The 23,282-nt window shown below is 56.8% G+C and carries 23 protein-coding genes and 1 tRNA gene; 10 read left to right on the top strand and 14 right to left on the bottom strand.

The genetic code is table 11. The features are described from left to right. Position 1: 1 nt before the first annotated feature. Together Z948_RS0113295 and Z948_RS0113290 are read right to left on the bottom strand one after the other, a co-directional pair. The gene (locus Z948_RS0113295; RefSeq protein ID WP_425427141.1) at positions 2-1,105 is read right to left on the bottom strand and encodes a DUF2235 domain-containing protein; all 1,104 of its coding nucleotides are present in this window, start codon (positions 1,103-1,105) and stop codon (positions 2-4) included. Next, entirely contained in the window at positions 1,086-3,380 is a 2,295-nt protein-coding gene (locus Z948_RS0113290; RefSeq protein WP_025060049.1) for a xanthine dehydrogenase family protein molybdopterin-binding subunit, read from the bottom strand. The genes Z948_RS0113295 and Z948_RS0113290 overlap by 20 nt, the downstream gene beginning before the upstream one ends. Positions 3,381-3,603: 223 nt before the next feature. Between Z948_RS0113290 and Z948_RS0113285 the strand changes: the two genes are divergently transcribed. Beyond that, the gene (locus Z948_RS0113285) at positions 3,604-6,705 is read left to right on the top strand and encodes a valine--tRNA ligase (RefSeq protein ID WP_025060048.1); all 3,102 of its coding nucleotides are present in this window, start codon (positions 3,604-3,606) and stop codon (positions 6,703-6,705) included. Further along, positions 6,705-7,034, top strand: a complete 330-nt coding sequence (locus Z948_RS0113280) for a DnaJ family domain-containing protein (protein ID WP_025060047.1) — start codon at positions 6,705-6,707, stop codon at positions 7,032-7,034. Before Z948_RS0113285 ends, Z948_RS0113280 begins: the two co-directional genes overlap by 1 nt. Positions 7,035-7,053: 19 nt before the next feature. Here the strand turns inward: Z948_RS0113280 and Z948_RS0113275 are convergent, their stop codons facing one another. Both Z948_RS0113275 and Z948_RS0113270 read right to left on the bottom strand, forming a co-directional pair. Then, entirely contained in the window at positions 7,054-7,842 is a 789-nt protein-coding gene (locus Z948_RS0113275) for a crotonase/enoyl-CoA hydratase family protein (RefSeq protein ID WP_025060046.1), read from the bottom strand. Positions 7,843-7,916: 74 nt separating this feature from the next. Then, positions 7,917-8,084: a twin-arginine translocation signal domain-containing protein gene (locus tag Z948_RS0113270; RefSeq protein WP_025060045.1), complete on the bottom strand. Its 168-nt coding sequence runs from the start codon at positions 8,082-8,084 to the stop codon at positions 7,917-7,919. A 98-nt stretch (positions 8,085-8,182) separates the two neighbouring features. On the opposite strand from Z948_RS0113270, the gene Z948_RS0113265 reads away from it, so the two are divergent. Together Z948_RS0113265 and Z948_RS0113260 are read left to right on the top strand one after the other, a co-directional pair. Beyond that, a complete protein-coding gene (locus Z948_RS0113265) occupies positions 8,183-9,283 on the top strand; it encodes a pyridoxal phosphate-dependent aminotransferase (RefSeq protein ID WP_025060044.1) in 1,101 nt (366 codons plus the stop codon). Between the two features lie 53 nt (positions 9,284-9,336). Beyond that, positions 9,337-9,516 (top strand): hypothetical protein, encoded by a 180-nt coding sequence (locus tag Z948_RS0113260; RefSeq protein WP_025060043.1) that lies wholly within the window; start codon positions 9,337-9,339, stop codon positions 9,514-9,516. A gap of 2 nt (positions 9,517-9,518) precedes the next feature. Here the strand turns inward: Z948_RS0113260 and Z948_RS0113255 are convergent, their stop codons facing one another. Continuing rightward, positions 9,519-10,727, bottom strand: a complete 1,209-nt coding sequence (locus Z948_RS0113255; protein WP_025060042.1) for a pyridoxal-phosphate-dependent aminotransferase family protein — start codon at positions 10,725-10,727, stop codon at positions 9,519-9,521. Between the two features lie 144 nt (positions 10,728-10,871). On the opposite strand from Z948_RS0113255, the gene Z948_RS0113250 reads away from it, so the two are divergent. Beyond that, positions 10,872-12,749 carry an ABC transporter ATP-binding protein gene (locus Z948_RS0113250; RefSeq protein ID WP_081784063.1) on the top strand — a complete coding sequence of 626 codons (1,878 nt, stop codon included), beginning with the start codon at positions 10,872-10,874 and terminating at the stop codon, positions 12,747-12,749. Positions 12,750-12,825: 76 nt separating this feature from the next. Here the strand turns inward: Z948_RS0113250 and Z948_RS0113245 are convergent, their stop codons facing one another. Beyond that, positions 12,826-13,503, bottom strand: a complete 678-nt coding sequence (locus tag Z948_RS0113245; RefSeq protein ID WP_025060040.1) for a TIGR04283 family arsenosugar biosynthesis glycosyltransferase — start codon at positions 13,501-13,503, stop codon at positions 12,826-12,828. A 75-nt stretch (positions 13,504-13,578) separates the two neighbouring features. On the opposite strand from Z948_RS0113245, the gene ygfZ reads away from it, so the two are divergent. Then, entirely contained in the window at positions 13,579-14,322 is a 744-nt protein-coding gene (gene ygfZ, locus Z948_RS0113240) for a CAF17-like 4Fe-4S cluster assembly/insertion protein YgfZ (protein WP_025060039.1), read from the top strand. 56 nt (positions 14,323-14,378) lie between these two features. On the opposite strand, the gene efp is transcribed toward ygfZ, so the two are convergent. After that, on the bottom strand, positions 14,379-14,942 hold the full coding sequence (gene efp / locus Z948_RS0113235) for an elongation factor P (protein WP_025060038.1): 564 nt from the start codon (positions 14,940-14,942) through the stop codon (positions 14,379-14,381). Positions 14,943-15,160: 218 nt separating this feature from the next. Here efp and Z948_RS0113230 point away from each other — a divergent pair, with 218 nt between their 5' ends. After that, positions 15,161-15,481: a DUF6280 family protein gene (locus tag Z948_RS0113230; RefSeq protein WP_008228933.1), complete on the top strand. Its 321-nt coding sequence runs from the start codon at positions 15,161-15,163 to the stop codon at positions 15,479-15,481. Positions 15,482-15,535: 54 nt separating this feature from the next. On the opposite strand, the gene Z948_RS0113225 is transcribed toward Z948_RS0113230, so the two are convergent. Next, positions 15,536-16,111, bottom strand: a complete 576-nt coding sequence (locus tag Z948_RS0113225; protein WP_025060037.1) for a hypothetical protein — start codon at positions 16,109-16,111, stop codon at positions 15,536-15,538. A 64-nt stretch (positions 16,112-16,175) separates the two neighbouring features. Here Z948_RS0113225 and Z948_RS0113220 point away from each other — a divergent pair, with 64 nt between their 5' ends. Then, on the top strand, positions 16,176-17,636 hold the full coding sequence (locus tag Z948_RS0113220; protein ID WP_025060036.1) for a cobyric acid synthase: 1,461 nt from the start codon (positions 16,176-16,178) through the stop codon (positions 17,634-17,636). Between the two features lie 4 nt (positions 17,637-17,640). Here the strand turns inward: Z948_RS0113220 and Z948_RS18510 are convergent, their stop codons facing one another. From Z948_RS18510 to Z948_RS0113205, 3 genes are all read right to left on the bottom strand, one after another. Continuing rightward, positions 17,641-18,753, bottom strand: coding sequence for a hypothetical protein (locus Z948_RS18510; protein ID WP_025060035.1), 1,113 nt, complete (start codon positions 18,751-18,753; stop codon positions 17,641-17,643). 182 nt (positions 18,754-18,935) lie between these two features. Continuing rightward, positions 18,936-20,372, bottom strand: a complete 1,437-nt coding sequence (locus tag Z948_RS0113210; protein WP_025060034.1) for a TolC family outer membrane protein — start codon at positions 20,370-20,372, stop codon at positions 18,936-18,938. 85 nt (positions 20,373-20,457) lie between these two features. Continuing rightward, positions 20,458-21,111, bottom strand: a complete 654-nt coding sequence (locus Z948_RS0113205; RefSeq protein WP_025060033.1) for a protein-L-isoaspartate O-methyltransferase family protein — start codon at positions 21,109-21,111, stop codon at positions 20,458-20,460. Between the two features lie 167 nt (positions 21,112-21,278). Between Z948_RS0113205 and Z948_RS0113200 the strand changes: the two genes are divergently transcribed. After that, positions 21,279-21,352 (top strand) — tRNA-Cys (locus Z948_RS0113200). A 68-nt stretch (positions 21,353-21,420) separates the two neighbouring features. Here Z948_RS0113200 and Z948_RS0113195 read toward each other — a convergent pair. Genes Z948_RS0113195 through Z948_RS0113185 form a run of 3 tightly spaced genes read right to left on the bottom strand, consistent with a single transcriptional unit; the run spans position 21,421 to position 22,859 of the window. Beyond that, positions 21,421-22,452, bottom strand: a complete 1,032-nt coding sequence (locus tag Z948_RS0113195; RefSeq protein WP_025060032.1) for a site-specific integrase — start codon at positions 22,450-22,452, stop codon at positions 21,421-21,423. Next, positions 22,449-22,640: a hypothetical protein gene (locus Z948_RS0113190; protein WP_025060031.1), complete on the bottom strand. Its 192-nt coding sequence runs from the start codon at positions 22,638-22,640 to the stop codon at positions 22,449-22,451. Before Z948_RS0113190 ends, Z948_RS0113195 begins: the two co-directional genes overlap by 4 nt. A gap of 24 nt (positions 22,641-22,664) precedes the next feature. Continuing rightward, complete coding sequence (locus Z948_RS0113185; protein ID WP_025060030.1) at positions 22,665-22,859, bottom strand: Arc family DNA-binding protein; 195 nt, start codon at positions 22,857-22,859, stop codon at positions 22,665-22,667. Positions 22,860-22,892: 33 nt separating this feature from the next. Between Z948_RS0113185 and Z948_RS0113180 the strand changes: the two genes are divergently transcribed. Continuing rightward, positions 22,893-23,282 carry an Arc family DNA-binding protein gene (locus Z948_RS0113180; protein ID WP_169736158.1) on the top strand — a complete coding sequence of 130 codons (390 nt, stop codon included), beginning with the start codon at positions 22,893-22,895 and terminating at the stop codon, positions 23,280-23,282.

Genomic DNA, 23,282 nt, shown 5'->3' with positions numbered 1-23,282 from the left:
CTCACAGCCTGTCTTCTTGCAGCGGCATCTGCGGTGCCACCTTTGCGCCGACCAACGCCCTTGGCGTTGGCACCCCCTCTGCGATGCTGGGGTGCAGCGCCTCTGACGGGTCTTGCCCGATGACACGTTTTCGGCGCGTCACAAACAGCTTGCCCCAGCCCACCCATGTCCCGATAGAGGGCGCATTGACGTCTTGAACAAACCTGTTCCGCCACGCGTCAGGCAACGGCAGCCCCGTTTCTTCGGCCTTTTCCAACATCCAAACCAGCGGGATATTGGACAAAGGCCGCACAGCAGAACGCCCTCCCAGTTGCCCGCCGATATCGCCATGGCTACCTCGGAACCACATCTGTTCAATCTGATCGGGCCGCTCGGGGTTGGTCTCCCACAAAACTGGCCGATAGACGACACGCGTCTCGTCACGCGCCAGCGCCTGAAACCCTTTCTTTACGCAGGCGCATAAACCATGGTTGTGAAACGCATGTTTGCTCACGCTAAGGCGCCATAAAATCGGCGCGTTAATCCCCAGTGATTTAACCGTATCCCATACCCCGATCATTTCAATCGGGACCTGTTCCCGACAATGGGCCGCAGCAAACGCACCCATTACCCCTTCGCTTTCAGAGCATTCATACAATCGATAAGCCTGCCTGATGTTGCGCTCTGTCGCGTGTTCGCGGCTCAACAGGCCAACCCGATCAATGATCCCCGCAAGCGAACGCACCGCATATGCGCCCCGCGAATAGCCCATCAGAAAAATCCGATCCCCCTTACGATAGCGCGATGCCAGATAGCCATAAGCGCGCCTGATCTGACGGTTGATGCCGCGCCCCTCAACCACATCCCGAAACGAGCTCCAGTCATTCCACTGCAACCCCGGTTCGTAATAAATGGAAACCTGACTGCCCATTTCCTGCAGCATGCGATAGGCCAAACCCGCGTTCGTCTCACACCCCGGTTTCAGCGTGGACATCGTACCGTCAAGGATAATCACATGGGTTTGCTGCCCCCGAACAGGGCCAAAATCATGGTCTGGCCGCCGCCACAGGCGGCCAAACAACCGTTTCAGAAATGGGGTCTCTCTATTATCCGGCGACAGCTTCACCTTGTAACAACTCCCAGACTTTATGGGGCGTGAACGGCATGTCAGCCTGCCGGACACCACGATCCCACAACGCATCTTGCACCGCATTCGAAACAGCTGCTAGCGCGCCAACCGTTCCCGCTTCGCCGCAACCCTTCATGCCCATGACATTTGCCGTAGAGGGTACAGGCTCACTGGTGAACGAAATGTTAGGAACATCCAATGCCCGTGGCATCGCATAGTCCATAAACGATGCCGTGAGCAATTGACCGTCCTCGTCATAGACAACCCGCTCTTGCAGCGCTTGGCCAAGGCCCTGAACAACCCCGCCGTGCACCTGCCCTTCGGCAAGCAACGGGTTGATAAGGTTACCAAAATCATCAACAACCGTGTAACGATCCACCGTCACAATGCCGGTTTCAGGATCGATCACAACTTCACACAGATGCGCGCCATTGGGGAAACTGCGCCCGTCCAGCGTTGCCCGTTCGTGGTGGCTCAGCAGGTCATCGCGCCCCTTTTCACGCGCCATCTCTGCCACGTCCAGCATCGTCGGCGTCAGGTTAGACCCCTCAGCGCGGAACCGTTCATCATCAAATGTGATCTCAGCCGCAGGCACGCCCAACTCTTCGGCCAGAAAGGCCGTGAAGGCCTCTTTGATCTTGCTCACCGTGGCCAGCGTCGCGTTGTTCTGCGTCGTCACCGAGCGCGATCCCCCCGTGCCACCACCCTGCGCAATCCGGTCGCTGTCCCCTTGCACAACGCTAATCGCCTCCAACGGAATCCCCGTCTGATCGCTCAGGAACTTGGCATAGACCGTCTCATGCCCCTGCCCGCCCGATTGCGTCCCCACAAGGATCTCGGCCGTACCATCCGCAAGGAAATTCACCTGCGCGCCCTCGCTCGGGTCGCCCAAGATGCTCTCGATGTAATAGCACAGCCCCTGCCCGCGCAGCAGCCCCTTGGCCGCATCCGCATCACGGCGCGCGGTGAATCCATCGGCATCGGCTTCCTCGCCGACACGGCTTAGAACCTTGTTGAAATCGCCCACGTCATAGGTCTCGCCCACGATTGTATTGTAGGGAAACTGATCCGGCTTCACAAAGTTGATGCGGCGCAGCTCCCACGGATCAACGCCCAGCTCGCGCGCGGCGCGGTCCATGACGCGCTCCAACGCATAAATCGCCTCGGGTCGACCCGCCCCGCGATAGGCATCCACCTGAACTGTGTTGGTGTAATACCCCTCAACCTGCAACCAAGCCGTCGGGATATCGTAAACCCCCGTCAGCACACGCGAAAACAGAACCGTCTGAATATATTGCCCAAACTGGCTGTTATAGGCACCCAAGTTACATTTGGTCCGGATGCGGTAGGCGGTAATCTTGTTATTCGCGTCAAACGCCAGATCGCACACCGAAACCAGATCACGCCCGCCATTATCACTCAGCATTGCCTCGGTCCGCTCAGACATCCACCGCACAGGCTGGCCCAAAACACGCGCCGCATGGCTGATCAGGAAATATTCTTGATAAGACATGGACTTCATGCCAAAGGCACCGCCCGTATCAGGGTTGGTCACCCGCACATTGGCCTCATCCAGCCCAAAAGCCTTGACCAAATTCGCCTTATGCGTCCACACGCCCTGCCCGTTGTTGGCCACATGCAGCTTGCTGCCGTCCCATTCAGCAAAACAGCCGCGCGGCTCGATCGAATTCACGATGATCCGGTTGTCATCCACCTCTAGCGAAACCGTCTTGGCCGCCGCGGCAAAGGCCGCCTCCGTCGCCGCCTCATCGCCCATACCCCAGTCAAAGGCACAGTTATCCGCCGCCTCGGCATGCACAGGCTCGCCGCCCCGATCAACCGAGATTTTGGCAGGCAGCTCATCCACATCAAACATGATCAACTCGGCCGCATCCCGCGCTTGATCATAAGAGTCAGCCACAACCATCGCCACAGGCTCTCCGACAAAACGCACACGATCCTTGGCCAGCATCGGCCGCATCGGCGCAGCCCCGTCCGATCCATCACGGTTTTTCACCGTCGCCCCGTCCATCGCAACGTTAACACCTGCCGCTTCCATATCCGCGCAGGTAAACACCAGCCGAACACCATCCGCCTCAGCCGCGTCACTCACGTCCAGCTCGCTAATCACCCCATGCGCAACGGGTGAGCGGAAAACATAGGCATGCAATGCCCCCTCAGGCGCAATGTCGTCTACATACCGACCATGCCCCGTGAGAAACCGCACATCTTCCAACCGCTTAATCGGCTGGCTCTTGCCAAATTTTTCCAACAACGCTCTCCCTGAACATCTCTGAATACCTAAACGAGAAACTTACCCGCCCCGTGCAACTTGTCCAGCCACCACATAACGTCACACCTGCTAATTCACCGCCACGGGAGGGCGGGCGGGGCGATCTGGGGCCAGCAGGCCACAGGAGCGCCGCGACAGCCCTTCCCCTCCCCCCCATCCTCCGCTACATCAGCATCAAACCAAATTGACGAAAGCTGTGATCATGGCACTGGAAAAAAACTTCGACGCAAAAGAAGCAGAGGCACGCCTCTACGCCGCTTGGGAAAGCTCAGGCGCATTCAAAGCAGGCGCAAACGCTTCGCGCGCGGAAACCTACTCCGTCATGATCCCGCCCCCCAACGTCAACGGGTCACTTCACGTGGGCCATGCGTTCAACAACACGCTGCAAGATATCTTAACCCGCTGGCACCGCATGCGCGGGTTCGACACCCTCTGGCAACCTGGCCAAGACCACGCAGGCATCGCCCTGCAACTGGCCGTGGAAAACAAACTGGCCGAAAGCCAGATCAAACGCACCGACCTCACCCGTGACGAATTCCTAAAACACGCATGGGAATACAAAGAGGCCACCGCCGACACCATCGTTAGCCAGCTCAAACGCCTCGGCTCAAGCTGTGATTGGTCGCGCAACGCCTTCACCATGTCAGGCGCCCCCGGTGACACGCGCGTCGGCCACGAAAACTCGCCCAACTTCCATGACGCCGTGATCAAAGTCTTCGTGAAAATGTACAACGAGGGCAAAATCTATCGCGGCAAACGTCTGGTCAACTGGGACCCGCGTTTTGAAACCGCGATCTCCGACCTTGAGGTCGAAAACATCGAAGTCCCCGGCCACATGTGGCACTTCAAATACCCGCTGGCAGATGGCGCGACCTATGAATACGTCGAGAAAGACGAAGACGGCAACGTCACCCTGCGCGAGACCCGCGACTACATCTCCATCGCGACCACACGGCCCGAAACCATGCTGGGCGACGGCGCGGTTGCGGTTCACCCATCAGATGAGCGTTACGCACCCATCGTTGGTAAACTCTGCGAAATCCCCGTCGGCCCCAAAGCGCTGCGCCGCCTGATCCCGATCATCACCGATGAATACCCCGACAAAGACTTCGGCTCGGGCGCGGTGAAAATCACAGGCGCGCATGACTTCAACGACTACCAAGTCGCCAAGCGCGGCGGCATCCCCATGTACAACCTCATGGACACAAAGGCCGCCATGCGCGCCGATGGCAAACCCTACGCCGAAGAGGCCGCCGTGGCCCAAGCCATTTCAAACGGCGAGCGTGAATTCGATGAGGCGATGATCGCCGCGATGAACCTTGTGCCCGATGAATACCGCGGCCTTGATCGCTTTGAGGCACGTGAAAAAGTCATCGCCGACATCACGGCCGAGGGCCTCGCCGTGATGCATGACGTCACCCGCACGGTCAAAGACGAAGACGGCAATAAATCCGAGGTGACGGAAACCATCCCTTACGTCGAATCCAAACCCATCATGCAACCCTTTGGCGACCGCTCGAAAGTGGTGATTGAGCCGATGCTGACGGACCAATGGTTCGTCGACACCAACCAGATCGTAGGCCCCGCCCTTGATGCGGTGCGCAACGGCGATGTGAAAATCATGCCCGAGAGCGGCGAGAAAGTGTATTACAACTGGCTCGACAATATCGAGCCATGGTGCATCTCGCGCCAGCTGTGGTGGGGTCACCAGATCCCTGTTTGGTTTGACGCTGAAGAAAACGAATTCTGTGCTCCAACAGAAGCAGAAGCGATCAAGATGGCTCGCCAACACTATGAAAAACGTTTTCCCAATATACCTGTCGAAGTTAAGGCCACGCCAAAAGCCGAAGCAACTTTTGAAGACTCTGATGGTCGAACGTACGCTTGGGCATTCCTCATGGAAGTCATGGAGAACGACGAAGGTAAAGAGGATAAAGTCAAAAGTGTGTCCGTAGAGATCGCCCGCGATCCTGATGTGCTCGACACGTGGTTCTCCTCCGGCCTCTGGCCCATCGGCACGCTCGGCTGGCCCGAAGAAACCGATGCCTATTCCAAATACTTCCCCACCTCCGATCTGATCACAGGTCAGGACATCCTGTTCTTCTGGGTCGCCCGCATGATGATGATGCAGCTCGACACGGTCGAAAAAATCCCGTTCAACACCGTCTACCTCCACGGCCTCGTGCGCGATGCCAAGGGTAAGAAGATGAGCAAATCCGTGGGCAACGTCATCGACCCGCTGGAAATCATCGACGGCTTCGGCGCCGACGCCCTGCGCTTTACCAACGCCGCCATGGCGTCGCTTGGCGGCGCGCTGAAGATGGAAGAGCAACGCATCGCAGGCTACCGCAACTTTGGCACCAAAGTCTGGAACGCCCATAAATTCGCCGAAATGAACGGCGTGTTTGAGGCCCGCCCAGTGTACACGCGGTGTACAGACGGTGTACCGCCTGTGACACCCGCCGCGACGCTGAATAAATGGATCATCGGCGAAACCGCCCGTGTGCTTGAGGAAGTCGACGCAGCGCTGGAAACCTACCGCTTCAACGACGCCGCAAATGCGCTTTATGCCTTTGTCTGGGGCAAGGTCTGCGACTGGTACGTCGAGCTGTCAAAACCTCTGCTCCAAGACGAAGACGGCAAAGGTGCGCTTGCGAAAGAAACCCGCGAAACAATGGCTTGGGTGTTGGATCAATGCCTGATCCTGCTGCACCCGATCATGCCTTTCATCACAGAAGAGCTCTGGGGCGAAACGGCAAAACGCGACAAGATGATCGTGCACGCCGATTGGCCTACCTACACCACCGATGCGCTGCTGGATGCAGATGCGGACCGCGAAATGAACTGGGTGATTTCGCTGATCGAAAACATCCGCTCCGCCCGCGCCCAAATGCACGTTCCAGCGGGCCTAAAAGTGCCCATGATCGTCACCGTTATGGACGATGCAGCACAAGCCGCATGGGACAATAACGAGACGATGATCAAACGCCTAGCCCGTGTAGAAACCCTTGATAAAGCGGACACTTTCCCGAAAGGCACCGTAGCCATCAGCGCACCGGGTGCCACGTTCGGCCTACCGCTAGAGGGTCTCATCGACATCGACGAAGAAAAGGCGCGTTTGCAAAAGTCGCTGGATAAACTAGCCAAGGAAATTGGCGGTCTGAACGGGCGTCTCAAGAACCCGAAATTCGCAGCCTCCGCCCCCGCCGAGGTCGTCGCCGAAGCCAAGGCAAACCTCGCCGCACGTCAGGAAGAAGCAGACCAGCTTCAGGCCGCAATGGACCGGCTGTCAGAGATCGGCTGATGCGCAGTTTCATGCGCCTCATAGAATCCCAGATCGCCAAGGCACGCGCCGCTGGCGGTCTGACAGGGCTAAAGGGTGAAGGAAAGCCGCTGCCTGAACGCCCCGTTGAAACAGGCGAACAGGCCGTGGCCTCGGCCGGTATGCGGATCATGGCCGAAGCGGGTGTTGTCCCCGAAGAGTTCCAGATCAAGAAAGAGCTTGATGCCGCTCGCAAAATCTATGCCAGCCTCTCAACCGAGGAAGAGCGCGCCAAGCAGATGTCAAAGATCAGCAGCCTTGAGCTGCGCTATAACATCGCTGTTGAGGCCCGCCGCAAGTTTATGCGCTAACCTGCGGCGCTGGCTGCGTTTATTTGAAAACCGCAGGGCGTTTGGCAAATGTCGCCGCGATGACTTCCATCTGGTGCGGCTTGCCAATCAGTTCCGATTGCAGGCGGGATTCTGCCTCTAGAACGGTGACCTCATCCTCGATTTCAGCGATTGCTATCAACCGCTTGGCTGCGCGAATAGCTGATGGGCTTTTGCCCGCAATTGTTTCGGCCAGCTCTTGCGCGGCGGCCAATGGATCATCGGCAATCTCGGTCACTAGGCCCCAACGCTCGGCCTGCGCGGCCTCGATAGGCTGTGCGGTATAGGTGAGACGGCGCAGAACGTCACTGCGCACCAGTTTGGGCAGCAACACCATGCCGCCCATATCAGGGACAATGCCCCACTTCATTTCCATCACAGCGAACTGCGCATCTGGCGCAGAAATGCGAATGTCAGCACCCAATGCAATTTGCATGCCCGCGCCGAAACAAACCCCATGAACCGCTGCAATCACAGGGATTTCCAGCCGTGCCCAGATCATGGCAACCTCTTGCCACTGGTTGGTTGTCCCCTCCCCATGGGTGCGCGGCATGAGCAGCTCGGCTGGGTCTTTGCCGATCATCCCCGACAGGCCAGAGATGTCGATCCCCGCGCAAAACGCTTTGCCTTCACCCGAAACAATCACCACACGCGCATCAGACGCGGCGACTTCTTCACCTGCCGCTATGAGGGCCGTGATCATATCCTGATCCACAGCGTTCATTTTGTCTGCACGGATCATGCGGACATGGGCAATGTGGTTTTCATAGGTGACTGAGACGCGCGACATGGGTGTTCCTCCGAAATGCTTTGACCACAATCAATCAGAGCCCCACCGCCCGCGCCAGAAAAACGTGACGGCAGTTACATCGGGACCAGCTTTTCAACCGCGCGCATCATCCCAAGGCCTTTGTCATAGACCACCGTCAGAACGCGCCGCATTTGGGGTTTCGCAATCGTCACACCTGCCCCGCGCAATGCGCCAGCAGCGGCAGCCGTTCCGATAAATCCGCGTCTTGTAAGCTTGGCCATGCCAACCCTCCTGTTTTTGCGATCCATTCTCAAATATGATCGAGCGCGCCGATTTTCAAGGGCTTGCCCCCTGCCCGCCCAACGCATTAACTGCTGCCATGACAAATTTACGCCTTACCCCGCTTGCCCAATCCCTTCCTGCAACTGTCCCGTTTGTGGGCCCTGAAACGCAGGAACGCGCGCGCGGCGCTGTTTTTGATGCCCGTTTAGGTGCCAATGAGAACGTCTTTGGCCCCTCCCCTCGCGCGATCGAGGCAATGGCGCGTGAGGGTCAATGGATGTACGGCGACCCAGAAAGCCATGATTTGCGCGCGGCGCTGGCCCAGCATCATGGATGCAGCCCCGACAACATCATCGTCGGCGAAGGCATTGACGGGTTGCTGGGCTATCTCGTGAGGCTCTTCATCGGTGATGGCGATCCCGTGGTTACCTCTGCTGGCGCCTATCCGACCTTCAACTATCACGTTGCAGGGTTTGGCGGCAGCTTGCACACCGTGCCCTATGTCGAGGACCACGAAGACCCCGCCAGCCTGTTTGCCAAAGCTGCTGAAGTCGACGCCAAACTGGTATATCTGGCAAACCCCGATAACCCGATGGGCAGCCATCACAACGGCGCGGATATCGTTGAGGCTATGAAGGCACTTCCTGAGCGCTCTTTGCTGGTTCTGGATGAGGCCTATGTGGAATGCGCCCCCGAAGGGACGGCCCTGCCGCTGCCCGCCGATGACCCACGGGTCATCCGTATGCGCACCTTTTCAAAGGCTTATGGCCTTGCTGGCGCGCGGGTTGGTTATGCGATCGGGCATCCCGGTCTGATCAAGGCATTTCACAAGGTGCGCAACCATTTTGGCATGAACCGCGCAGCACAGGCTGGCGCGTTGGCAGCCCTCCAAGATCAAAACTATTTCGAAGAAAACCTGACCAAGATCGCAACAGCAAGAGAGCGTATCGCAGAGATCGCAGAGCAAAACGGGCTAACGCCCCTGCCCTCGGCCACGAATTTCGTCACAATTGATTGCGGGCGGGATGTTGAATTTGCAAAGGCCATTCTGGACGGGCTGATCAACCGCGGCGTGTTTGTGCGCATGCCTTTTGTCGCCCCGCAAAACCGCTGTATCCGCGTCAGCTGTGGCACGCCACAGATGCTGGACCTACTGGCAGAAACGCTTCCCGCAGCAATAGCTGACGCAAATGTTTAGTGACTCAGCGCGATTTTAGGTTAGCTTAAGCCAAGCAAACCAAGGATCAAAGGATGAGCCGCCCGCAGGGAAGCGCCCCGAATTTCACCAAGGCCTGCATTGTGATGTTCGGCGTGAACATCACATGGATATTTATGGCCATCTGGTCCATTTGGGGCCTGATCGCGGTGGCCTGCACCGGATGGTGCATCAACCGCGTGATCAGTTTTATCGCCGCCCGCCGCCAGATGTGAGCCTAATGCCCTGCGATCACCTCGGCAGCGGCATCTAGCGCGCCGCGCCCATGGGCAATGCCCAGACCAGACATGCCCGCCTGCATCCCGCCCAACAGCCCCATAATCATTTGGCCGTTCACATGGCCCATATGCCCAAGGCGAAAGAAAGCATCGCGCGCGGGATCATCTGGTTCGGCCATGCCCAGACCAATGCCCAAGGTCAGGCCCAATTCTCTTTCGACCCAGTTGCGCAAGCGGGTGCCGTCGTTATCGCCCAAACGCAGAGAGGTCACGGCGCAGCTGCGCACGGATGGATCGGCGATGTTCAAACGCAGATCACCCTCGGCGCTCCATGCATCACAAGCCGCCCAAATCGCGCGGGCCAGCACTTTGTGACGCGCCCAAACCTGTTCGATCCCCTCGTCGTGGATCATATCCAGCGCAACGCGCAAACCATAAAGGTGGTGCGTCGGGGCGGTGCCGTTGAAATACTGCCAGAACTCGGTCGCCGTGCTGCGTGGGGTCCAATCCCAATAGCGGCTGACACGCGGCATCGCCTCACGCACGGCTTGCGCGCGATCGTTAAAGAACACAAACGAACACCCCGGAGGCACCATCAGCCCCTTTTGGCAGCCTGTCACCATGACATCGACGCCCCAATCGTCCATCTCAAATTGGTCACATCCCAAGGAAGCGATGCAATCCACCATCAGCAACGCAGGATGCCCCGCCGCATCCAGCACATCGCGCAGGCCTTTGATATCGTTACGGACCGAGCTGGAGGTATCCACATGAACGGCCAAGACGGCCTTGATCTGGTGGTCTTTATCGTCGGCCAAGGCCTGTGCGATGCGGCCCAAATCCATGGGCGATGATTTGCCAAAGTCGATCAACTGCACATCGGCCCCGATCCCCTCGGCCATTTCGCCAAAACCATAGCCAAAGCGGCCCGTCGCCGGCACCAGCACCCGATCACCCGGAGCGATCACATTGCTCAGGGCCGCCTCCCACGCGGCGTGGCCGTTGCCGATATAGATCGTCGCGTGATGCTTTGTGCGCGCGACGCGTTTTAGATCCGCCATGATCCCTGGCATCATGTCGACCAACTCGCCCGCATAAATATTAGGCGCACTGCGGTGCATCGCCTGCAAAACCGCTTCAGGCATGACCGACGGGCCGGGAATCGCGAGGTATCCACGTCCATGGGACAGGTTCGGCCTATTGCTCATACGTCTTTTTCCTATATCTCAAACAGTTGCGGGAGGTTTCCTTAATCGCAACATAAACCTCAAAGGCCGCTCGTCAATCACGTGTCTGACTTGCCCCTCTTGCCCCCCCGCATTATGATTGCCCGATACCAAAAGGCGCGATGAATGAAAGCCGATACCCCCATGAGCAGCGGACAGACTTATACATCAGGCGCGTTGATGCGCTGGCTTTGGCGCGACTATCTGCGCAAACACTTTTGGAAACTTTGCCTAGCGGTTATGTTCATGGTCTTCGAAGGGGCCAGCCTTGGCGCGATGGCCAAGCTGATGGAGCCGATGTTTGACCGTGTTTTTGTCGCGGGAGAGCAATCGTGGCTGCTGATCGTCGGCTTTGTACTGATCGGCATTTTTGTGGTGCGCGCCATTTCTGGGGTCGCCCAAAAGGTGCTGCTCACCCGCATTGCCCAACGTTCTGCTGGGGATATGCGCATTGATCTGCTGGATCGCATGATGCAGCAGGACGGCGCGTTTCACCAATCCCACCCCCCTGGTTTCCTGATCCAGCGCGTCCAATCGGATGTAAACGCAGTCGGAGACGTGTGGCGGGCGATCATTACAGGCGCGGGCCGTGATTTCATCGGCTTACTGGTGCTGCTGGGCGTGGCCATTTCGATTGATCCGGTTTGGGCGCTGCTGGCCTGTATTGGTATTCCCGTGATGGTCCTGCCTGCGGCTTTTGCACAGCGTTTTGTGCGCCGCCGCGCCCGAGAAGCCCGCGATTTGGGGGCCAGCCTGTCCACCCGTCTGGACGAGGTGTTTCACGGAATTGTTCAGGTCAAACTGAACGCGCTGGAAGAATATCAATCCCGCCAATACCGCGCCATTACCAAAAAATTCGTCTCAACCGAAGTGCGCACCGCTTTTGGTAGCTCGGCCATTCCGGCGATGATCGACATCATTTCTGGCGTCGGGTTTATGGCCGTTATCCTCTATGGCGGGTCTGAAATCATCTCGGGCGACAAAACCATTGGCCAGTTCATGACCTTTTTCACCGCGATGGGTTTCACCTTTAACCCGCTGCGCCGCTTGGGCGGGATCAGCGGACAGTGGCAGGTTGCTGCGGCGGCGTTGGAACGCATCAAGGAATTGATGGACGCGCCATTGCATCTCACCTCGCCCATTGATCCCGTGGCTGCCCCCTTGACCGAGGCCGATATTACGCTGGAAAACGTCAATCTGTCCTATGGCGATACAGAAGTTCTGCGCGAGCTGTCTCTTGTCGCCCCTGCTGGCAAAACCACCGCGCTGGTGGGAGCCTCCGGTGCAGGCAAATCCACAATCTTCAATCTGTTAACCCGCCTGCTCGACCCCTCATCAGGTGCTGTGCGCGTTGGCGGCGTGGCAACCACAGAAATGGCAATCCCCGACTTGCGCACGCTATTCTCTGTCGTCAGCCAAGAGGCGCTGCTGTTTGATGAAACCCTGCGCGAAAACATCGTTTTAGGCCGCACAGATGTCAGCGAAGAAGACCTACAGGCCGCTTTGGATGCCGCTTTTGTCTCTGACTTCCTGCCTCAGTTGGAAAACGGGCTGGAAACCCGCGTTGGGCCGCGGGGCTCGGCGCTGTCGGGTGGTCAACGCCAGCGGATTGTCATCGCCCGTGCCCTGCTGCGCAATACACCTGTTCTGCTGCTGGATGAAGCGACCAGTGCGCTGGACGCGCAATCCGAACAGGTTGTTCAGGACGCCTTGGATCGCCTGTCCAAAGGCCGCACGACCTTGGTCATCGCCCACCGCCTTAGCACCATTCGCAACGCAGATAAGATCATCGTGATGGACCGCGGCCGCGCCGTTGATGAAGGCACCCACGAAGAGCTGCTGGAACGCGGTGGCATCTATGCCGACCTCTATCGCCTACAGTTCAAAGACGGGAAACTTGTGTCAGACCGCCGAAAGGGCATTTTGGGGCGCCGCGATGCTCCGACGCAGGAAAAACCGCTGAACTTGCTGCAACGCATCGGGCAACATTTCTTTGGGAACTAAGCCCGATTTTCCGCGAGAACCTTCGATCCAGACACCGCAATAGCGTCGCGCCTTTGGCGCGCCCTTTGGATCACCTCTAACGGCGATAGGCCTCGGCCAGCTTTTCAGGCGAGGCCCCTGCAGCATAGCGCACCAAGGTCCACAGGTTTTTGGCACCGCGCCGCAGCCATCCTTGGCGCTGGTATTTGATCGCCGAGGTCACCGCCACGCAATCCAGCTCGACAAGCTTGCCGCGCAAGCGCCGCGCGATCGCCACATCCTCCATCAAGGGCTGATCGGGATAGCCTCCAACCTCTTGGTATAAATTCCGATGGATCAAAAGCCCCTGATCCCCATAAGGCAGCCCCATACGGCTGCGAATATTGGCCCAAGTTGCAACCCATAAGGGGAAGATGCCCTTCTGGTCGAAGGCCAAGCGGAACCACCCTGCCCGATCTTTCTGCGTCAGATGCGCACGGACAACCTGCGCCCATCCGGCCTCCAACACCGTATCGGCATGTAAAACCAAAACCCAGTCACCTTTGGCCACCGCAACGCCACGCGCCAACTGACCACCGCGTGAGGCCGGACCAACAATCACTTCCGCCCCCCAAGCCTGAGCAACGGCCCCCGATCCATCGCTGGACCCGCCATCGCTGACGATCAACTCGCGGATCACACCTTGCTCTAACCCTTCCATCAACGCGCCCAGACAATCTGCCAACGCTGGCTCGGTATTGAGCGTAGGAATAACCACTGAAACTTGCGCGCGCATAATTGCCCCCCAACATGCCCCCTGTAACGCAGGACCGGAGTTGCTATATAAAAGCCAACACCAAAAGGACAGCCCATGCCCCCAATCTCTCGCCAAATCCTACGTTTTACAGGCTCTGACACCCGTGAATTCTTGCAAGGGTTGATAACTAACGACATCCAAGGTCTGGAATCGGGGCTGGTCTATGCCGCGATCCTGACGCCGCAGGGCAAATACCTTGCCGATTTCTTTTTGAAAGCTGACGCAGAGGCTGTTTTGTTGGATGTGGATGCCTCTCTGTCAGACATGCTTCTCCAAAGGCTGAACATGTATAAGCTACGCGCCGACGTGAAAATCGAGGCGAGCGATCTGCACCTGCATCGCGGCACGGGCCCAGCACCGGATGACGCCCTGCCCGATCCACGCCATAGCGCCCTTGGCTGGCGCGCCTATCGCGACACCCCCCAGACCGAGGACACCACGGATTGGCCTGCCCTTTATGTCGAACACGCAATCCCCAGCACCAATAGCGAACTGACGTCGGATAGTTTCATTCTGGAAATGGGGTTTGAGCGTATCCACGGCGTGGATTTCCGCAAAGGGTGTTATGTCGGGCAGGAAGTGACCGCACGCATGAAACATAAAACCGAGCTGCGCAAAGGATTGGCACGTGTTGAGGTTTCAGGTGACGCCCCATCCGGCACAGCGATCACTGTACAGGGCAAGGCCGCTGGCACCCTGCTGACCCGTTCGGGGAACAACGCATTGGCCTATCTGCGTTTTGATCGCGCAACTGGTGCGATGGATGCAGACGGATCTGTGGTAAAGCGGATCGACTAAACAAAAAACGCGGCCCCCAAGGACCGCGCTTTGCTATTCTCGTAAGTGGCGGCCAATCAGGCGCGCTCTACGTATTCCATTGTTTCTGTGTTCACGATGATGTCTTCGTCCTGCCCCACAAATGGTGGCACGCTGACTTTTACACCGTTGTCCAAGATCGCAGGCTTGAAAGAATTCGCCGCCGTCTGGCCTTTTACAACTGGCTCGGTCTCGGCGATTTTGCAGGTCACCTTCTGTGGCAGCGCGGCGTTGATCGCCTCATCTTCGTAATATTCAACAACGATCATCATGCCGTCTTGCAAGAACGGGCGGCGCTCTCCCAATAGGTCAGAGGCCAGCTGCACCTGATCATAGGTGTCAGTATCCATCAGAACCAACATGCCAGCATCCTCATAAAGGAACTGCTGGTCTTTTTGTTCAAGGCGCACGCGCTCTACTTTGTCGGCGCTGCGAAAGCGTTCATTTAGTTTGGAACCGTTGCGCAGATTCTTCAGTTCGACTTGCGCAAATGCACCACCTTTGCCAGGTTTGACGTGATCGACCTTCACAGCCGCCCATAATCCACCGTTATGTTCCAGAACATTTCCGGGGCGAATCTCGTTTCCGTTGATTTTAGGCATGTGGCAAAACTCTGACAAAAGGTTGATGATTTCTTGTTCACCCCTATATCTTGCGTAGGTGCCACGTGCAAGGAGCCCAATTTGGTACCTAACGCTTCAAAAGCCATGCAAAATTAACATGGCAGCCATGCGCATACGGGGTATCCGAATCGCTCTTTATCTGTCAGAAGAGGCGAACGCCGAAATGACAAGAGCAAGAATAAGGGAAGGACGACGAGTTGAAAGATTTCGTTGATGGTACAGCCTTTAATAACGAACAAGGTAACCGTGCCCGTAAACTATTTGCAGCCGTAGTACTGGCCGCATTGGACGATGCTATCGCCGACGACAAAAAATATGGCAATGGCCCAGAGCAAATCGCCCGTTGGGCACGCTCACGTGATGGCCGTGAAGTTCTAAGCTGTGCGGGTATTGACCCGAACGAACGTGTTGTAACCGGTCTGATGGACTTTGTTGGTAAAGGTGTACGTACTTCCGTCGCCCTCTCCCGCGAAGAGTCAGAGCGCCGCAATGCAGCTCAGCAGGCAGAAGCCGCTTAAGCACATCAGCTTTGCACTGTTTAAAAAAGACGCAGCCTTTGGGCTGCGTCTTTTTTATTGGCCAAAATTAAACAGCCATGACCACGTGATCCAAAGCTCTCCCATCAAGAGAACAACAAGGGCGGATTTCACCCTCTGCCCTGCATCCATCAGCCAAAGCCGAATAGCGGCAACAGCTGCCAAAGCCCCTTCCAAGGGCGCAACCCAGCTGGCGCCATGGCCGATGTCCCAATAGCTCAGCGGGGATTCAAAAACCCACCATGATATCGGCCAGAAATGTGATCGCCCGTCATCATGATGAAGCGGGAAATCAAGACACAGATGGATGAGCCCTGCCCCCGCAAAGGCAACAAGCAAAGGCTTGCCCCACCAAAGCGCCGCAGCCAAACCCGCCCCCCACAGGATGAACGAATTATCCATCGCAAAGACGGTTTGCCAAGCGTCAGAAAAATACAGCTGGTTAAACACAACATGGGGATCGATCCCCAAGATAAACAGCGACACCCCCGCCAGCAGATAAAGCGAAAAATCGGGCATCAAAGCCCCCGCCATCGCCGCCCAGATCAACCTCGGTTGGTTTTTCTTGCCCATAACGGCGGCGCCAATCAACAAGTGTGCCGGTGTGTTCATGAAATGCCCTTTTCCTCGCCCTGCGTTTACGCCACTTTGCCCCAAATAGGACTGAGGATAGCAAATGGCAAAAGCGATCATGATACAAGGGACCGGCAGCAATGTCGGGAAATCCATGATTGTTGCGGGTATCCTGCGGGCCTGCCGCGCGCGCGGTTTAAACGTGCGCCCGTTCAAGCCCCAGAACATGTCGAACAATGCCGCCGTAACCTCGGATGGGGGCGAAATTGGCCGCGCCCAAGCTTTGCAGGCGCGCGCCTGTGGCGTTGCCCCGCACACCGATATGAACCCGATCTTGTTAAAACCACAAACCGCCACAGGGGCGCAGGTGATTGTTCAGGGTCAGGTTGCGGGCCATCAAGAGGCCCATGCCTTTGGCAAAAACAAGGCGACCCTCATGCCTGCGGTTCTTGAAAGTTTTCAACGCCTTGCTGCGGAATGCGACCTGATCGTGATCGAGGGGGCTGGCTCTCCCGCAGAAACAAATCTACGGGCTGGAGACATTGCCAACATGGGGTTTGCACAGGCCGCAAATGTTCCCGTGATCCTGATGGGGGACATTGATCGTGGCGGGGTCATTGCGCAAATCGTGGGCACTCAGGCGGTGCTGGATGAGGCAGATAACGCGCAGATCAAAGGGTTTAGCGTGAATAAGTTCCGCGGCGACCGCAGCCTGTTTGATGCAGGGCGCGATGATATTGCCGCCCGAACGGGCTGGCCCTGCCTAGGCGTTTTACCGTGGTTCGATCAGGCATCGCGCCTGCCCGCCGAAGACGTCATGGACCTGCCCGCGCGTGCGCGCTCGGGTGGTGAAGGCGTTGTGATCGCCGTGCCGCAACTGCCGCGCATCGCAAATTTTGATGATCTGGACCCCCTCGCCGCAGAACCAAACGTTGATCTGCGGATGATTACAGCGGGCAATCCAATTCCCGCCGATGCGGATCTGGTGCTGCTGGTCGGCAGCAAATCCACCATTTCGGACCTTGCCGCGCTACGCGCCGCAGGCTGGGACATCGACATCGCCGCCCATATCAGGCGGGGGGGCCATGTGATGGGCCTGTGTGGTGGCTATCAGATGCTAGGACAAACAATCAACGACGAGGCTGGCATCGAAGGACCCGCCGGCACGGTTAAAGGATTGGGGCATCTGGATGTTCATACCACCCTTGAGCCCAGCAAAAACCTGTTGCTGCGCGACGGCGTGCATCTGGGATCAGATGCGGCTCTCAGCGGGTATGAAATCCATATGGGGCAAACCGATGGGCCTGATTGCGCCCGCCCATGGCTGCGCCTAGGCAATACAAATGAGGGCGCAGCAAATGCGGATGGCCGCGTACTGGGGTGCTATCTGCACGGCATCTTTGCCTCAGACGCCTTCCGCGCGGCCTATCTGGCCACGTTGGGGGCAACAACATCTGTTGTGTTTGAGGATCAGGTGGAACAATCGCTCGACGCATTAGCACAGCACATCGAGAGCTACTTTGATCTCGACGCTCTTTTGTCAGCTGCCGCAGAGGTCGCCTAAGCCGTTATTCCATATCCTGCGCGGTCAAAGCGCGGTGGATTTCACGGCGCACCAATTTGCGCACATTGCGAGTGATCCGCTCACCCAGCGCGCCCTGAAGCTCGGCGCGCACGATCTCGCTAACAAGATCACGCAGGGCCGCTTCGTCCATCAAAGGCTCTTCCTCGCCTGCATCGCTATCGGCATGGGGCTCTTCTGGGATTTCTTCGGCTTCTAAAGGCGCGTCGTCAAAAGCAGCGTGAATTGGTTCGCCAGTTGCATCCAGATCAACGTTATCTTCCCACGCCATGGCGGAGGTGACAGTGGATGTGAGTTCCTCTTCGATCTCACCATCTGGCTCCCAATCTTGCGCGATCTCACCCACTGCCGCCTCAAGTGCGGCGATTTTATCGGTCAAAACCGAGGCATTCGCGGCCTCATTCGGGGCCTCAGCAGGCGCTTCAAACACGGCTTCCGGCGCATCATTTACAATGACTTCCTCTATCGTGTGGAAATCCGCTTCATGTGCATCCTCTTCTACCAGATCGCTAGAATATCGATCATTTTCATCAACATTCCAATCCGCATCAGCATCGCCTGAATGCTCTTGCGCGTGCATATGTTCTGCGGACTCTTCGTGAACCTGTGCGGGTTCTGCTAGCTCTGGCGTCTCCCAATAGCTTTCATCGCTATAGTCGCCTTCATCTTGCAAATCTTCGCTGGATTGTTCCTGAGTTTCGACAGCCTCATGCACCAATGCGGCTATATCGGTGTCGCCATCCTGCGCACCCGCCTCGGCAGAGGCCTCTTGCGCGGCGGGAAACAGCATCATTGGTTCGTTTTCGGCCACAACGGTTTCGTCCTCGGCCCAAGTGTTCCGCGCGACAGACCCTAGATCAAGTGGCCCTGCATCATCAGCGACCGCTGCAACATCCTGTTGGTCAGTCACACGCAATGCTGGTGTCAGAACAAATCGGTCAACCACTTCGGGTGCAGGTTCCTGCTCGGCTTCGGGCATCGGAACCGCCTCGGCGCTCGCGCTGCGCAACCCTGCAAGGGGCCGTTTATCTTCGGATACCAATCTGCGGATCGAAGACAATACATCTTCGACTTCTTCATTCGTGACAGGTTCGGACATTTTTTACCACTCTCTACTCACGGCAAAGATAACGCGCTGTTTAGATTCTCACAATGGGGCGAAAATCGTTTAATAATATTAAATTAACAGAATACCTTCATGCGGCATCCAATATTTTCAGAATCAAAACGGGCCACCCGATAAAGGATGGCCCGTTAAAATCTGCCGCTTTTTCGCGGGGTCTAGTCGCGCTGCAACCGTTTCAACACGCGATCCAATTGCGCGCCCTGTTTGGATTTCGCAGTCGGGCTGTCTTTTACCAGATTATAATATTCGGTCACATCATAGTGCTGAACAGGCAGACGCAGATCACGTGCTGTCAGCTGCCCTTGGGTGGACAAAACCTGATAGGTTGCAATGTAAACCTGCGTCTGGGCAGAGATACGCGCCGCTTCTGCGTCCAGCACAGATTGCTCTGCATCCAGAACATCTAAAGTTGTACGCGCGCCCAATGTCGCCTCTTCGCGCACCCCACGGAATGCAATACGCGCGGCCTTGATCTGACGTTCGGATGCGGCCAATGACGCGCGCGCCGAGCTGAGCGTCGCATAGGCTGTGCCAACGTTTTGTTGAACATTGTGGCGAACCACATGCAGGTTACCACGCTGCGCATCCCGTTGGGCCTGCGCACTTCGCACAGCCGACGACCGTGTCCCGCCTGAGTAAAGCGTGCCGCTCGCGTTCAGCCCTACTGAAACCCCACGGGTAAACGAGCTGCTGTCCAGGTTTTCGCTCACTGAGAGCGCTCCCTGCGCTGAAATCGTAGGCCGCTTTTGCGCCTTGGCGCGTTTGATCCCCAGCTCTGCTGCGGCCACTTGGTGCTGGACCGCTCGCATATCAGGGTGAATGCGCACCGCCAGTGCCTTGGCCTTGTCTACATTCCCGCCCAGCTTGGGAAGGTTTGGCGGCGCAGAGAGGCGGCCTGGTTTTTTACCGATAACATTGCGATATTCTTCAACCGCGATTTCATAGTTTCCTTGGGCCGAGGCCAGACCGCTGCGCGCTTCGGCCAACTCGGCCTCGGCTAATGCAACATCTGTTCGCGTCACTTCACCAACCTCAAAGCGGTTTTGCGCAGCGCGCAATTCTTGGGCCAGAACGCGCTGGTTATTTTGGTGCAAGTCCACAAATTCGCTTGCCTCAATGACGCCCATATAGGCCTCGACAGCGCGCTGAAGAACCTGTTGTTCGACCCCAAGCAATGTTTGACGCGTCGCAAGAACCGTTTCCTTAGCAACATCAATGCCCAGTGCGGTCGCACCAAAGTCATGGATCAACTGTTCGACAATCAATGATCCTGTCGCGACCAGACTATCTGCGTTAATGCTCCCTAGCGTGCTTGATGTGCTCGTGCGGCCATAAGTTTGCGTAATACTGGCTGTCCACCGCAAAACAGGTTCAAGCGCAGCCCCCGCAGCCGCGACATCTTCATCAGCGGCACGCAGCAATGCGCGGTTCTGGTCTAGTAAACCAGAATGATTATACGCGCTTACCAGTGCATCGGCAAAACTATCTGCCCTTGCGGATGAAACACTCATCCCGCTGAGCGTGACCGCCGTGACCAAAAACCCCGTGCGCCCTAACCGAGCCGCCCAAAGCTTCACTTCTCTAAATACCATTTCCAGCACCCCTAGAACTTCCCCACAACCCCTAAGGGTTGGAATAACATGGTCAAAATCGCCGCGCTGAGACCGCTCAGCGCGATTAAAACGTAAATGAGATATCTTTTTCGAAACCAGGCAATACAGGCGCTGACGCGTTAAACGCCAAGCGCCAGCTGATGTGTCCATCGCGTTTCACCCCCAGACGAACCTCGCCCAGAGGCCCATCCATGAACAATGCCGCAACACGGCCTCCATCCTTTAGCTGATCCAACAATGTGGCTGGCACCGATTCTATCCCGCCTTCGACGATAATAACATCGTATGGCCCGTGCTGCTGTGCACCTTCAACCAATTCACCGACATGAACAACGGCATTGTCGACACCTGCGGCCATCAACGCCTCTTGTGCCTCGCCTGCCATCGCTTCGTCCTGTTCAACAGCAACAACCGCTTCGGCCATCCGCGCGATCACAGCCGAAGAATAGCCCAGCCCACAGCCCACATCGAGAACCAGTTCGTCATTTTGGATCGCCAGCGCATCCAGCATTTTCGCCAATGTACGAGGCTCAAACAGAATACGCCCCTGCCCCATATCCAGATTTTCCCCAACATATGCGGCCTCACGTTGCGCGGCGGGAACAAAATCCTCACGCGCAACTGTCAACATTGCTTCGATAATCGGAAATTTCGTCACATCAGATGGCCGCACCTGCGTGTCTACCATCATTGTGCGCCGCTTGGTGAAGTTGGTCATGGGAAAGCTCATTCGTACAGAATCCTGATTGGTTGCAATGTGCCACAACCGATCAGCAGCAGCAACGCCAGTTCCTCTACCAGAAACTTAACTTGAAAAACTTAACGCCAACAAAGCATGTTGGCCCTTGCAGCCATCAAATACCCAGTTTATAGCGAGGCACCTTCGGCGAGTTGGCGGAGTGGTTACGCAGCGGATTGCAAATCCGTGTACACCGGTTCGATTCCGGTACTCGCCTCCAATAAAATCAATGACTTGCGTCATCCGTCTTCTCCTTCACTGCCATTTTTGAAACAACCGTTGAAACTTTCACGTTTCGGTCTTGCTTCGTTCCATTTGATTTCTTGCCTCTTGAGCGCGCTTCGCCAGCTCTCTTTGCCGAATTGGCCCACCGTACTTTTTCAGCATCTCAACGCCTGAGTGGCCGGTGACCGCCTTGACCATCTCGTCATCACATCCAGCCAGATACAGCTCGATCGTCGCATTTTTCCTGAGCCCGTGTGTTTTGTAGTAGCTCGCCTTCTCGTGCTTCATCTTCTTTTTGATGGTGCGCATTTCCTCCGCGACGATCCGGTAGCTCACTGGTCGACCCTTGGCGTCGGTCACAACAGTGCCGTCCGTTCGTGCGAGCCCGTCGAGATGGGCCTTGAGGCGGTCGGTAAGCGGGATCCACAACGGCTTATCGGTTTTGCCCTGCGTGAAATCGAAACCTTCATCGGAAAAGTGCCCCCACTTCATCTTCACGACATCGCCGATGCGCTGGCCTGTTCCAACGCACAGCTCATAGACCAGCCGAGCCCGTTTTGAAGCCAGCGCTTCGAACTCGGCACGAACATCATCTGGCCAAGGTTCCCAACCATCGCTCTGCTGTTTGAAGAGCGGAATGCCTTTCGCTGGATTGCCGTGCTCCTTCTTGATGTAGCCAATCAATCGTGCGTGGTTCATCAAGACGACCATGACTTGGACGAGATAGTTGGCCTGCCGCCAGTGATCCGCATTGGCGCGGTGCAATTCATAGATGTGATGGGTTTCGATCCTGGCCGGGTCTTTGTCGGCCCAGATCTCACGAATGTGGCTGATATACCGCCGATAATCGGACCTCGTCCGAGGCTTCAGCTTCTTATATGCGTCGCTCTCGTAGTAGCTAAGAATCAGCGCCTCAAAATTGCGCTTCACCGGCGCAGGCGCTGGCTTACCCTTCAGCAAGCGATTGTAATGATCCCAAAATTCCGGGGTGCCCGCTTCCTCGTGCATCATGACCGAGATACCGCGTGAACGCCGGATGAACCGGAGATACCCCCGGTCATTGTAGACATATTTGGGCAAGCTCTTGCGAGTCATTCGCCCATTCTCAGGTCACTGTTGAGAAAGTCGTCTGCCGCCTCTGGCGCGACCATGTTGGCATCAACAATGACACTGCCATCAGGCTTGATTTCGAACTTCGCGCGTTGCCAACCTGCCTCCCGCGCCTCGCGGATGAAGGCCGAGGCTGCCTGTTTCGCCTTTGTCTGTACACTTGCTTTGGTCATCGTATTGGCACCTCTCTCACCCTGTTAACAACGCGCATTATCACCGTGATCCATAGTGATTTTTCCAAATCCACCGGGTGCAGAACGTCTGTCCTTCGCCGCGCGAATGGCGCGGATCACCTCTGAATTTTGGGAGTTTCCATTGCGATCTGACTCCGCCTTGATCCACTCTTTGAGCTCTTGCGGAAGCCGAAGCTGCATTGGTTTACGACTATTCATGAAACGCCTCCAGGTTGAAATTACACTCCATTAGTGGCACTTAGCCACTATTGCGTCAATTGCTTTTTATGGCACAGTGCCACCATGCCAGAACAAAGCTCTCAAAATCAGGATAAATTCATCGTGCGGCTGCCCGACGGCTTGCGCGATCGAATACGCCTTGCGGCTGAGGCCAACCATCGCAGCATGAATGCTGAGGTTGTTGCCCTCCTCGAAGAAAACTATCCGGCTCCTGTGCCGGATAACGTCACCGATCCTGCTGCAAGGCTTCTTTATTGGCTTGCCAAAAGAATACGACGCAGAACGCCTAAACCGGGTTCAGCGAGGGAGCGCCAAGCGGCGCTTTACGAAACAATTGCCAACGAGATAGTAACGCGGATGGTCGCTATCGAGCGCGACGATGCGAAGAACGAGCGTGGCTAA

It is taken from the genome of Sulfitobacter donghicola DSW-25 = KCTC 12864 = JCM 14565 (assembly GCF_000622405.1).
Taxonomy (GTDB): domain Bacteria; phylum Pseudomonadota; class Alphaproteobacteria; order Rhodobacterales; family Rhodobacteraceae; genus Sulfitobacter; species Sulfitobacter donghicola.
Note: the sequence above shows the minus strand (reverse complement) of the source record. Positions and strands in the feature narration are given on the sequence as shown.

Excerpts from the sequence above, each read along its gene's own strand:
- Z948_RS0113285 (WP_025060048.1), top strand. The coding sequence starts at position 3,604 with ATGGCACTGGAAAAAAACTTCGACGCAAAAGAAGCAGAGGCACGCCTC.
- Z948_RS0113280 (WP_025060047.1), top strand. The coding sequence starts at position 6,705 with ATGCGCAGTTTCATGCGCCTCATAGAATCCCAGATCGCCAAGGCACGC.
- Z948_RS0113275 (WP_025060046.1), bottom strand. The coding sequence starts at position 7,842 with ATGTCGCGCGTCTCAGTCACCTATGAAAACCACATTGCCCATGTCCGC.
- Z948_RS0113270 (WP_025060045.1), bottom strand. The coding sequence starts at position 8,084 with ATGGCCAAGCTTACAAGACGCGGATTTATCGGAACGGCTGCCGCTGCT.
- Z948_RS0113265 (WP_025060044.1), top strand. The coding sequence starts at position 8,183 with ATGACAAATTTACGCCTTACCCCGCTTGCCCAATCCCTTCCTGCAACT.
- Z948_RS0113260 (WP_025060043.1), top strand. The coding sequence starts at position 9,337 with ATGAGCCGCCCGCAGGGAAGCGCCCCGAATTTCACCAAGGCCTGCATT.
- Z948_RS0113255 (WP_025060042.1), bottom strand. The coding sequence starts at position 10,727 with ATGAGCAATAGGCCGAACCTGTCCCATGGACGTGGATACCTCGCGATT.
- Z948_RS0113250 (WP_081784063.1), top strand. The coding sequence starts at position 10,872 with ATGAAAGCCGATACCCCCATGAGCAGCGGACAGACTTATACATCAGGC.
- Z948_RS0113245 (WP_025060040.1), bottom strand. The coding sequence starts at position 13,503 with ATGCGCGCGCAAGTTTCAGTGGTTATTCCTACGCTCAATACCGAGCCA.
- ygfZ (WP_025060039.1), top strand. The coding sequence starts at position 13,579 with ATGCCCCCAATCTCTCGCCAAATCCTACGTTTTACAGGCTCTGACACC.
- efp (WP_025060038.1), bottom strand. The coding sequence starts at position 14,942 with ATGCCTAAAATCAACGGAAACGAGATTCGCCCCGGAAATGTTCTGGAA.
- Z948_RS0113225 (WP_025060037.1), bottom strand. The coding sequence starts at position 16,111 with ATGAACACACCGGCACACTTGTTGATTGGCGCCGCCGTTATGGGCAAG.
- Z948_RS0113220 (WP_025060036.1), top strand. The coding sequence starts at position 16,176 with ATGGCAAAAGCGATCATGATACAAGGGACCGGCAGCAATGTCGGGAAA.
- Z948_RS18510 (WP_025060035.1), bottom strand. The coding sequence starts at position 18,753 with ATGTCCGAACCTGTCACGAATGAAGAAGTCGAAGATGTATTGTCTTCG.
- Z948_RS0113210 (WP_025060034.1), bottom strand. The coding sequence starts at position 20,372 with ATGGTATTTAGAGAAGTGAAGCTTTGGGCGGCTCGGTTAGGGCGCACG.
- Z948_RS0113205 (WP_025060033.1), bottom strand. The coding sequence starts at position 21,111 with ATGACCAACTTCACCAAGCGGCGCACAATGATGGTAGACACGCAGGTG.
- Z948_RS0113195 (WP_025060032.1), bottom strand. The coding sequence starts at position 22,452 with ATGACTCGCAAGAGCTTGCCCAAATATGTCTACAATGACCGGGGGTAT.
- Z948_RS0113190 (WP_025060031.1), bottom strand. The coding sequence starts at position 22,640 with ATGACCAAAGCAAGTGTACAGACAAAGGCGAAACAGGCAGCCTCGGCC.
- Z948_RS0113185 (WP_025060030.1), bottom strand. The coding sequence starts at position 22,859 with ATGAATAGTCGTAAACCAATGCAGCTTCGGCTTCCGCAAGAGCTCAAA.